The organism is Lacrimispora sphenoides JCM 1415 (assembly GCF_900105615.1).
GTDB lineage: Bacteria > Bacillota > Clostridia > Lachnospirales > Lachnospiraceae > Lacrimispora > Lacrimispora sphenoides.
The window spans coordinates 3,755,377-3,766,887 of record NZ_LT630003.1; the positions used below are offsets into that span (position 1 = coordinate 3,755,377).

Sequence of the window (11,511 nt, forward strand, 5' to 3'; positions counted from 1 at the left end):
GAGAATCTGCATTAAGACTTTTTAGGTCTACACTTGAAAGTGATATTCGCCTCCTGGTATAGCAACCCGGACCTCCTGGTAATCCCAGCGTTTTTCGTCTGTGACCCACGCCTGAGCGCCCCGAAGTTCAAAGTTCCAGTCCGTAAGCTGTCCTCCGGCTGCTTCCATACGTGCGGCCACCTTATGACGGACGTTATAGGGACAGTACACCAGAAGGAATCCTCCTCCGCCGGCTCCTAAAAGCTTTCCGCCCAGAGCACCTGCCTTTAATGCCTCCTCATAAAGCTCGTCAATATGGGGAGTGGAGATCTTGCTGCTCATGCGCTTCTTGCTCTTCCAGCCATAATCCAGAAGCTTTCCAAAGCTGTAAAGGTTACCTTTTAACAGTTCATCCTTCATGGCATAAGAAAGTGCCTTTACCTCACACATCGCATCGAATGGATCCTTCTTTTCGTAGTTTTTCACCTGGTCTTTTATGATGTTGGCGGATACATGGATGTTTCCTGTATAGCAAAGAAGCAGATTATACTGCAGCTCATGGATAATCTCTTTTTTTATGCGGAGAGGGTTAACCACCACATTGTTGCGGCCGTGGAACTCGATGAAGTTAAAGCCTCCAAAAGTAGCAGCATACTGGTCCTGATAGCCGCCGTCGATTTTTAAATCCTCTCTCTCCACCTGATAGGCTAAGTCTGCCATGGCATAGCTGTCCATTTCCACGCCTTTCCATTTGGCCATGGCCGTTAATAAGGCCACCATAACGGTGGAGGATGTACCAAGGCCCGATCCGGGAGGAGCATCGCACTGTAAGTACACCTCACAGCCCTGCTTGATATCCATTGCCTTTAATGCCGCCGTCACCAGATCCAGGCGTCCGTCATATACATAATTTTCATTCGTGTTGTACTTTACCGTCATATCAAAGTCCAGAGAATGAACGATGATCTGATCATCATCCCTTGGTACGATGGAGCAGTATGCGTACTTATTGATGGTGCTGCCGATGATGGCTCCTCCCTGCTCCACACAGAAGGGAGCTACATCGGTTCCTCCTCCGCCAAAGCTCACCCGCAGGGGAGCACGTCCTCTGATTACCATAAGTTCAACTCTCCTTTCCCTACATCTTCTGCAAACCGGTAATAATCCTCCGGAATTCCTATATCAATGAAATACCCGCTGCTTACAAGGCCGCCCAGCTTTTTCCCTTCTGAAAGCCACTTTGGAATCATTACCTGTTCCAGGGACACCTTTCCTTCAGGAATCTCATCAAGCAGATTGCGCCTGAGTAAATAAATGCCGCCGTTTATGGTTCCCCGGCGTTTTTCTTTAGTCTTCTCATTAAAGGCAGAAAGCCAGCCGTCTTCCAAAACAGCCTGTCCGTAACGGGACACATCTGGCACCTCCCGGAGTACCAGGGCCATGTCTAAATCCCGTTCTTTGCCAAGTTCCATAAGCTTGTTGTAATCAATCCGGTAAAAAGTATCAGCATTTAGTACTAAGAATCGGTCTGAATGTATTTGAGATCCTGCATTTTTAATGGCTCCTGCGGTTCCTAACAACTCTTCTTCATAAGCATAAGAAACCCGGATCCCCCATTTGGATCCGTCTTTAAAATATTCTTCTACCATCGAGCCTTTATAGCCCACGGCGAAAATTATCTCCGTCACTCCATAGCGGACCAGTTCCAATACTACATATTCCATAAATGGCTTATCCCCGATCAGGGCCATAGGCTTTGGTCTGTCGCTTACTACGGAACGGAGCCGTGTGCCCAGGCCGCCTGCCAGTAAAACTGCCTGCATAACTGTACCCTCCTGATATTATTTCTTATGGTTATTATAACATAAGTCCGCAGTGATGAGATTTTTTATTATGTACAAGTACAAAGATAATCTTTCCCAGCCTTATTTCGCACTGCTCATTGCTTTCGTGGTTAGTATATCATATATCCTTTAGAACAATCCAGGAAGATCATTTCCCCGGATTCCCTGACCGGGACCGAAGCATGCCTCCCAGGCCATGAATGACCTTTCTTGCCCCAATTGCAAATAAGACCGGAAGGGCAATTCCCATAACAAGATACAGAACATGAAGTTCCGGATAGGAATGAGGGAAGCCTCCCTGATTTTCTGCAGGCTCCAGTATCATCTGGGCATAAATCCGGTCGCAGACCTTAAATGCCAGAAAATGCAGAGCCATGATGTCAAAAGAATATTTTCCAAGCAAGGCCGCAGTCTTCCCTGCGATCGGAGCCTTCTGCAAACACCTGGCTGCATAGCAGCAGAGATAAATACCGGCTGCAGAAATGATATAAAAGTTGATTCCTCCTGGTATCTGATTGGCGGACAGCTCCACACTTTCCTCTGTAAACATCAGGAAATAATAGAAAATCCCTGCGCACAAAGCAGCACCATACCATGTTACATATTTTTCAACAGAAATCTTCCATGTCCGCACAGCATATCCACCATAGTAAACCGGAATCACCAATAGGGCTGTCTGAAGGTGGTAGTTTAAGAAAATCTCTCTTCGGATGAGGACTGCGCCAAAAAGTCCTGCTCCAACACAGAGAGCCGCTGCTGCCCATGGCCGGAAAGAATCCGGAAGATAGTTCCTGCAGAACCAGAGAATGACCGAAAAGCCTGTTCCTGCCCCCAGTATAAGAGGCACGAACCACATCGCTCCTGACGGTCCTTCCGGGCATCGTAAGAACAGGGTATTTGCCATGGCAAGGATCATCTCCTTTTTGCCGTAGTTCGCATCAGACAGAAAAAGCAGATACTTTGAAAGCAGGTTATGTAGTAAAACGAACAGGCCTCCATAACAGAAATAGGGCACCCACATATTCTTTAACCGCCTTGCAAAAAAGTCAAAGGGGGCATCCCCGTAACGCTCTTCATTATAGAAGTATCCTGAAATGAAAAAGAATATGGCCAGATGGTAATAATACACCGTCCGAATGGCAATCCCTAGGTTCTGTGAATGACCAAACACAATGGATACGATTCCGATCCCCTTTAAAATATCCCAGAACAGAAGCCGGTCTATTTTTTTCTCTTCCATGCGATCCTCTTCCTTTCCCCTTACTTTCACCATAGTTCCTTTCTCTTTTCAAGTACGCCCTTACAATCTGCCGTCCGGCACAGCCAAAGGCTTAAAACGGCATGGCACCGCGCCCGGTCATACCGGGACGGGTTTACCTGTTTGCCGTTTAAAAATCTTCTCCGATTATGTTCCAGGCAGCATCTATACTATGATAGCTGCGGATATAATTCTGGGTTTCCATGCACATCTGCCTGCATCGTTCCGTATCCTGATACAGGGAAATAACATCCCCTGCAAAGGCAGCCGGCTCATCTCTCACAACCATAACCTTATCTGCCTCCGGGATTCCCTCTGCACCGATGGAGGTGGTGACCACCGGAGCGCCGTTATATAGGGCTTCGATGACTTTTCCCTTAACTCCTGCGCCGTAACGCAAAGGCACTACGACTACCCGGCAGCTTGAATAGAGCCTTGTCAGTTCCTCTTCAGATACGAATCCCTTTACAATGATTCCGCTGCCCGGCTGCTCCAAAGCCTTGATTTCATCCGTCACCTTGGAACCTACAATATAGAAATCAATGGGAAGCTTTTCCCGGATCAGAGGGAATATTTCCTGTGCAAACCACAAAACTGCATCTGCGTTAGGGGGATGGGCAAATCCTCCTACAAACAAGAGCCCTTCCCTCTTTTCAAAGTTATCAGGAATGTGGTTTAAGAACTTTTCGTAAACATAGGCCACAATGGCTTTTACATGGATGGTCGGCTCTATCTCATGAATGGCCTCCCGTTCCACATAGGATGGATAATAGGATACCGCAGCCTTTCTCATCAGGCGAAGCTCCACGGACCTCCAGTATTCAGAGGATTCCCTTTTCTTAGGATCTCCGGTCAACTCATACTCCCGGCCTTCCCTCAAGAAGTGTAGATCATGCCCATAATAGATCATCTTAATGTTTGTCTTATCTTTGATAAAATCTACATACTTTGCAGCAATATGGGGACGGTTTAAATAAGCTACCTTGATATCGTCTCCATGCTCCTTTAACCAGTCCCAGATTTTTACCTGGAATTCCTTTCCGTAAAGAATCTCAATTCCCATCTGCTGCAAAGCGGTGGAATAAGGTTCCTCATGAAGGAAATTATCTCCCAGGAACTTTACAACGTAGCCCTTTTCCAAAAACATTTTCAAATACTGGAAGGTGGTCTTGGAACCGGCATCCCGGTCATAGGTGGGAACATAATGATCCACTACCAGAATGATGTCCTTGCCCTGGCTTCTCTCCCTGGCCCGGAATACATCAGGATTCCCGTCATTTTCACTTTGCAGTTTGAATTCAGCTGCCCATTTTTCCCTTAACTTAAGGCCATTTTCCACCTGGTACCGTTTAAGGCCTGAGCCATTGACATCCGTTCCGTTGGAAATACCCTCAAAATGAATGACCTTGGATAAAGGCTGGTAAACCACCCGAAGGCCCGCTTTGCGCACCTCAAAGGCAAGGTCAGAATCCTCACAATAGGCAGGGGCAAACCGGTCGTCAAATCCGCCGATCCGCTTCCATAAGTCACTGGAAAGAAGGATGGCGGCTCCGGATATATAGTCCACATCTTTTACATAGTTGTATTCCGGCTTGTCCGGATCATCAAGGCGTCCGTAATTCCAGCCGGAACCGTCACGGAAGATGATCCCCCCTGCTTCCTGCAGGCGTCCATCAGGATAAACCAGCTTGGACCCTACCATGCCGATGGTTGGGTCTGATTCGATTAAGTTCACCAGGCTGCTTAGCCACCCTTCTGTTACCTGGGTGTCATTGTTAAGGAACATGACATATTTTCCCCTGGCAGCTTTGGCTGCCTGGTTGCAGTTCCGCAAAAATCCCTGATTGGTTTCATTGCGGCATATGATCACGTTTTCCGTAAATTTTGAAAGTTCAGCCGTTGCATCTGTAGAAACATCGTCTGCTATGATAACCTCATACACCACGTCCCTGGTATGTTCCAGAATAGATGCAAGACAGGCATAGGTATAATGGATCTGATTGTAGACCGGGATGACGATGGATACCATGGGATGGCCCTCTTTAATAAAACGGAGCTTTCCATGGGTACGGTAGGCATCTCCAATCTTCATATCTCCTTCGATCAGATTCCTCCCTTCCTCTGTTGTATAGAGGCGGAAAGATTTCAGCGGATGAAATACCGTGTCCTTGGCATAAAACAGCAGCTTCCGCTTTCTTGTCCCTTTGGGGAACCTTTCGTTAAAGATTCTTCCTAGCTTTCTTCTGGCACGGAAGGTTAATGCCTCGTGCCCCTGAAGCCAGGTGATCATCTCTCTCATATCGTCACAATCCGTCCGCAGGGTCTGTATGATCATCTCCTGGTTGGTCACATGATTGTCAGTCAGGCGCTTTTCTTCCTGCTGCCTGGTGATGAGCACATCCTTTTCCCGTATCTCCATTTCCATCTGGGAAAGGCGTTCCTTTGTCTCATCGATTACCTGGGATAGGCTATACATATCCTCAGGCAGGGCATGGGTTTCCTGCATATAATTGACCAGATAGATCTGCTGGTTCTCTCCGTGGACATAATCCTGAAAACAGCGTTCCATCTCCTCATACGTTGCAATACGCTCTGCCTCCACGCCGAACTCTTCCATAAAGGCTTCCATGGAGCCATAGGACAAAAGACTTTTATACTGCTCATAAAAGTAATAAAGAACCCGGAACTTTATAAAAGTGACTGGGACCGGAAAGGAAAATACCCATTCATAGTCCAGGAGATAAGGACCGTCCTCTGTCATCATGATGTTCTCAAATAGGCAGTCAATGTTGGAGGTTTTAAACGCCCAGTCTTTTTCATCTGCCTTTGCGAGTTTTCCAAACACCTCTTCAAATTCAGCCGTAATGGTGAAGGGGATGATGCAGTTTTCTTTCACGCCCAGGATCAGGGAAAGCCCGTCTTCCATATGGGATACGGAAACCTTTCCGTTACGGATCTCCCTTCCAAGCAGCTCGGAAAGGGTCTGACCTTTAAGGAAATCGAAACGGGCGGTTTTCTCATCCGGGCTTATGGAAACCCCTGCAACCTTAAGCTTTTGGCTTTGCGCCGTAAGGCTTTTATATTTTTCACCAAGGGATTTTATATGTGCAGCACCCTCAGGCCTTAAGGCTGTCTTCTCCACAAATGGACAGCCTTCCTCTTCCACCAGACTGGTGCGGATCTGGAACGCTTCCCTGCGGGTCTTATTGTATTTAACAAAGTTAATTTTCTTCATGACGGCTCCAAATGGTTAAAAATGAATTGGCAAATGTCTCAAACTGCTTTCCCTCACATACCTCGTCGAACATCTTTCCTAAATCAAACTTCAGATATTTCGGATAATCATAGGCCAGTATGGCGTGAGTTAAATCTCCCTTGCCTGGCAGATATTGATCGGAATACAGGGTGATGGGCAGGCGGTAGTCGGGCATGGGATAATGGAATTCGGCATTCCCCGATCTTCCGTCTTCTCCGCACAAAAGCTCCAGGACCTCTGCCCTTGAAAGACGGTCCTTATCCGGAACCGCACCGGCCTGATATTTAAGGCCCAGGCGGTTGCATATGGAAAGGATCAGCTTTCCTTCCGGCTTTAATAGGGATTTTGCTTTTCTTATGTGTTTGTCATATGGCGGCCTTAAGGAACCCACTATCACCACATAGTCGAAGCCTTCCTCTTCAAAAGAGTCTAAATCTCCGGTTATATATCGGATGTTTCCCTGTTTTTCATTGCGCAAACGATTGAATGACAGATTATTACTGTCAGGGTCAAGGACGGTTACCTCTCTGACCCGCCTGCTGTATAGGCCGGTCAGGGCGCCGTAATCGGATCCTACCTGAAGCAGAGAGCTCTCCTCATCAAATTCATACCACTCCAGAAGGTTCTCACGTATATCTGATAATGCATAGAGGTAATCCAGGTTTGGATTCTCCTGCAGCAGCTTTTTTGTATCCCCATTATATTTTAAAAACAGCTTCTTAAGTTCAGGGCTTAAATCATTCATGGACGTTTCCTCCTCACTCTCCTGCCCGGTGAAGCTTTACGCTTACTTCCGGTTCCATATCATAAATACCTACTGTATTTTTATTGGAAATGACCGTAATATTTGCGATGTCATACAGGCGGTGGTAAACCACATGCTCCCCGTTTTCAAATCCGGTGCAGCTCATGGAAAGAAGATACTCCCCTCCCTGAAGGGTCATTTTCTGGTTAAATTCCACCTCATATTCATCGCCTTTTCCCACGGCCTGCACATCAGAGGCCTCGTACATGGTGTTGGTGCCGGTTAAATCGGCTCCCCGTTTATCTTTGATGGTGTAGGTAAAGATGGGCGTTTCGATTTGGGTATGGAAATGGATCCTCTCTTTGATGGTAAAACGTTCTCCTTTAAGGAGGAGGTTGGTTACATTTCCTCTTTCATCCAGAAGTCCAAAGTCTACAATCTCCGCTCTCTTGTCACCGTATTCGGTACGGGTCGGGTTGATCGTCAGCTTTTCCTTCATAAGGCCTTCCTGGCGGGAGTTTTTAGACTGTGCCAGAATTGCAGCCTGGTCTCCGGAAAAATCGTTTAATATGCCGCTTCTTATTTCTTCCAGTTCTTCTCCAAGATCGTCCATTTGATTTGCCAGGATCTTTTTATAGAGATCTACCATCTTTCCGGGCTCTCCTTCGGCGATAAAGTTGCCTTTGTTTAATACTACCACACGGTCGCAGTATTTGATGATTGCACCCATATCATGAGTGACCATTAATATCGTGGTTCCATTCTGGCGGATATCTTCCATTCGGCGGTAGCATTTGGCCTGGAAAAACACGTCTCCAACGGACAGGGCCTCGTCAACGATCAGGATTTCAGGCTCCACGTTGATTGCCAGCGCAAACGCCAGGCGGACGAACATACCGCTTGAGTAGGTTTTTACCGGCTGATAAACGAAGTCACCGATGTCTGCGAAGTCTAAGATGTCCTGAAGCTTTCCATCCATTTCTTTTTTGGAGAAGCCCATCATGGTGCCATTCATGTAAATGTTTTCGATTCCGGTATAATCCATATTAAATCCGGCCCCCAGCTCTAAAAGAGCGGAAATCACACCGTTTACCTCTAAACTGCCTGAGGTAGGGGTGAGGACTCCGGTAATGATCTTTAGTATGGTGGACTTGCCTGATCCATTGGTTCCGATGATTCCTACGGTTTGTCCTTTATCTACATCAAAAGAAATGCCGTTTAGGGCATAGAAATCTCTATGGTAGTTTTTGTGGGTTATGCTTAAAGCCTCCTTTAACCGGTCGGAGGGCTTTTCGTATAATTTGTAGATTTTTGTTACGTTATTAACAGATATTGCTTTGTTGTTCCATTCTACGGACATTGAATCCTCCATGTTACATAAAATTATCCCACAGGTCCGTAGTGCAGCTTGGGAAACTTTCAGTTTCCCAAGCTCACGGGCATTCGCCCTATGAAATATGCCAGGAAAAGATTTTCTTATGTGCGAGCACAACGAAAATCTTTTTCTGCCATAGTTCGCACTACTCATTGCTTTCGTGAAGGTTATAGTACATCAGAAAAGTGTGGGCGCAGTTTTTTAAATACTTTCAGCCCTATAAGCATCAGGACAATGGTCACTGTCCAGAAATAAAGTCCCAGGGTCGGCCGTTCTGTCAGCCAGTTTCCGGTCAGCATGCTGTCACGGTATCCGGCCACAATATAATAGAAAGGATTTAGCTTAAGCAGTACCGGCAGCCAGGATGGAATTGATTGAAACATCTCCGGCGCCCACATAATCGGCACCATCCACATGCCAAACTGCAGAAAGATCCCTATGATCTGAGCCATATCCTTGAAAAATACATGAATGGCACTGGTAAAATAAGCAATGGCCAGTGACAGCATGGAGCTTGCAAAGGAATAATACAAAATCTGGATCCAGCTTGCCTTTGGAAGGAAGCCGTAGCAGAAAAATACCAGGATCATGATGATTGCAAATATACCATGTACCATCAGACAGGAAATCATCTTAATGACCGGAAGGATTTCTACCCGGAACACCACCTTTTTCACCAGATAATTATATTCCTGAAGACAGCCCGTCCCCATATTCAGCACCTCGCTGAAATAAAACCATGGCACAATGCCTGGAATCAGCCAAAGCACGTAAGGGTAATCCGGGACCGGAGGTACGCTTTTAAAGCCCATCTGGAATACGAAAAAGTATACCAGCACGGTTGCCATAGGCTGCAGGAACATCCAGGCGATTCCAAAATAGGAACCTACAAACCGTTTTTTAAAATCCGCCTTTGACAGATCCAGAATAAGCTTTCTTTTTGTAATAATTTCTTTTATTAAGGAAACCAGATAATTCATGGTTTTCTCCTCTCACTAAAATTTGAAGGTATCCCGGATTCCGCTCCATTTCTGATCCTTCTCAGAAATGACCAGCTCCATACCTTCCTCAATCGGCCAGCCAATGCCAATTGACGGGTCACTCCATAAAATACCGCCCTCATCACCCGGGTGATAGAAATCGGTACATTTATATGCGAATTCTGCCTCATCGGATAAAACTAAAAATCCATGGGCAAAGCCTTCCGGAATGTAGAACTGCTTTTTGTTTTCTGCAGACAGCTCCACCCCAAACCATTTACCATAAGTTTCAGAAGCGGAACGCAAATCCACCGCAACGTCAAATACTTTTCCTCTTACGACCCTTACCAGCTTTCCCTGGGGGAACTGCTTCTGGAAATGAAGCCCCCGCAGTACGCCTTTTGTAGACATGGACTGGTTGTCCTGTACAAAAACCATGTCAAGTCCGGCTTCTCTAAAATCATTCTGATTATAGGTTTCCATGAAATATCCTCTGGTATCGTGAAATACCGCAGGCTCAATGACAAAAAGTCCTTCTATTCCGCATGTTGATACCTTTATCTTTCCCATAATTTATGTTCCTTTCCACTTTCTGTCTATTTTTTTGACATAATCGTATACCTCTAAGGTATTTATCTTTTAAAAACATTCTTTTACTTGTAGCATTCTACCACAAGTTTGACCAGATTTCTATATATAGGGGGATTTTTATTAAAATAAGCCGCTCATTCTCAGGAGAATCCAGGTAGAATGAAATGCGAAAAATGTCTTTTATTGAAGATTAAAAAATGCTGCATCTCGTACATCTGTACAAGATAACAGCATTTTAATTCTTTATGGACTCATATTTCCATATCTGATCAACAATTTAATGATTCGGGAGAAATTCTTCTCAATTTACTGCTTAACTATAAATGACTTTCTCTTACTTACCACATCAAAAATAACCGCCGCCATAAGAACCGCACCCTTTACCACCTTCTGAAGGTTCTGGTCCACACCCATGATGCTCATGCCTAAGTTAAGCACGCCCATCAGGGTCGCACCCACGATTACTCCCGGTACAGTTCCGGTACCGCCGTATGCGGAAGCGCCTCCGATAAAGCAGGCACCGATGGCATCCATTTCATAGCTGTTTCCTGCTGTGGGATTGGCGGAATTTAAGCGGGCAACCGTCACCATGCCTGCCACTGCTGCCAGCAGTCCCATATTTAAATAAGCGAGGAAATACACCTTATTGGTATCAATACCGGAGAGTCTGGTTGCCTTCTCATTTCCACCCACAGCGTAAAAATACCGCCCTGTGGTAGTTTTGGAAGAAATATAGCTGTAAATCCCGATGATCGCAGTCACCCAGATCAGGGCATTGGGAATGCCTTTATATCTTGCCAGCTTATACATAACAAACAGGACCACAAAACTGATAAGAGTCATCTTGATTGCCATGCCTCCAATCGGATCCACCCTGTATCCCTTTTGAAGCTTTCTTCTGCGGTTTAAAAGTTCCAGTGCCACAAAAACCAGGCAGGCAATGATTCCCACTAAAAAACAGGTCAGGTTAAAGCCCTGCATCCCGAACAGATCCGGAACATAGGTATTAAACAGATTTAAAAACGGATCCGGAATGGGGGACAAGGTCATTCCCTGCAAAACCACATTGGACAACCCACGGAACATGAGCATGCCGGCCAGAGTCACGATAAAGGGAGGGATCCGTACATAGGCGATCCAGAAGCCCTGCCATGCGCCTACCAGCATACCGATGATCAGCATTGCAAGCAGGGTCAGATAGGGGTTGATCCCCATGGTGATCATCATACTTCCGCCTACGGCTCCTACAAAGCAGACCACAGAGCCTACGGATAAGTCAATGTTACCTCCCGTAAGAATGCAAAAAAGCATGCCGGTTGCCAGAATAAATACGTAGGCGTTTTGGGCAATCAAGTTGTTCACATTCTGGGGCAGAAGCATCTTCCCTCCGGTATTGACCGTGAAAAGAAAGATTACAACGGCCAGAACGATCACCATCGTATATTTTTTTAATCCCTCAGATAATTTCATCTTATTCTCCATC

At 46.0% G+C, this 11,511-nt stretch carries 9 protein-coding genes; all 9 read right to left on the reverse strand.

Going from position 1 to position 11,511, the window contains the following annotated elements:
• Positions 1-27: 27 nt before the first annotated feature.
• A complete protein-coding gene (locus tag BMX69_RS17020; RefSeq protein ID WP_025230036.1) occupies positions 28-1,098 on the reverse strand; it encodes a GHMP family kinase ATP-binding protein in 1,071 nt (356 codons plus the stop codon).
• Positions 1,092-1,802: a nucleotidyltransferase family protein gene (locus BMX69_RS17025; RefSeq protein ID WP_100043006.1), complete on the reverse strand. Its 711-nt coding sequence runs from the start codon at positions 1,800-1,802 to the stop codon at positions 1,092-1,094. The genes BMX69_RS17020 and BMX69_RS17025 overlap by 7 nt, the downstream gene beginning before the upstream one ends.
• A gap of 169 nt (positions 1,803-1,971) precedes the next feature.
• Positions 1,972-3,096, reverse strand: a complete 1,125-nt coding sequence (locus tag BMX69_RS17030) for an acyltransferase family protein (RefSeq protein WP_100043007.1) — start codon at positions 3,094-3,096, stop codon at positions 1,972-1,974.
• Between the two features lie 115 nt (positions 3,097-3,211).
• Positions 3,212-6,316 carry a glycosyltransferase gene (locus BMX69_RS17035; protein WP_100043008.1) on the reverse strand — a complete coding sequence of 1,035 codons (3,105 nt, stop codon included), beginning with the start codon at positions 6,314-6,316 and terminating at the stop codon, positions 3,212-3,214.
• Entirely contained in the window at positions 6,303-7,082 is a 780-nt protein-coding gene (locus BMX69_RS17040) for a class I SAM-dependent methyltransferase (RefSeq protein WP_100043009.1), read from the reverse strand. The genes BMX69_RS17035 and BMX69_RS17040 overlap by 14 nt, the downstream gene beginning before the upstream one ends.
• Positions 7,083-7,095: 13 nt before the next feature.
• Complete coding sequence (locus BMX69_RS17045) at positions 7,096-8,442, reverse strand: ABC transporter ATP-binding protein (RefSeq protein WP_100043010.1); 1,347 nt, start codon at positions 8,440-8,442, stop codon at positions 7,096-7,098.
• A 182-nt stretch (positions 8,443-8,624) separates the two neighbouring features.
• Positions 8,625-9,437, reverse strand: coding sequence for an ABC transporter permease (locus BMX69_RS17050; RefSeq protein WP_100043011.1), 813 nt, complete (start codon positions 9,435-9,437; stop codon positions 8,625-8,627).
• 15 nt (positions 9,438-9,452) lie between these two features.
• Positions 9,453-10,007 (reverse strand): dTDP-4-dehydrorhamnose 3,5-epimerase, encoded by a 555-nt coding sequence (gene rfbC, locus BMX69_RS17055; RefSeq protein WP_054790220.1) that lies wholly within the window; start codon positions 10,005-10,007, stop codon positions 9,453-9,455.
• 327 nt (positions 10,008-10,334) lie between these two features.
• Positions 10,335-11,510 carry a multiple monosaccharide ABC transporter permease gene (gene mmsB / locus BMX69_RS17060; RefSeq protein WP_100043012.1) on the reverse strand — a complete coding sequence of 392 codons (1,176 nt, stop codon included), beginning with the start codon at positions 11,508-11,510 and terminating at the stop codon, positions 10,335-10,337.
• Between the last annotated feature and the right edge of the window lies 1 nt (position 11,511).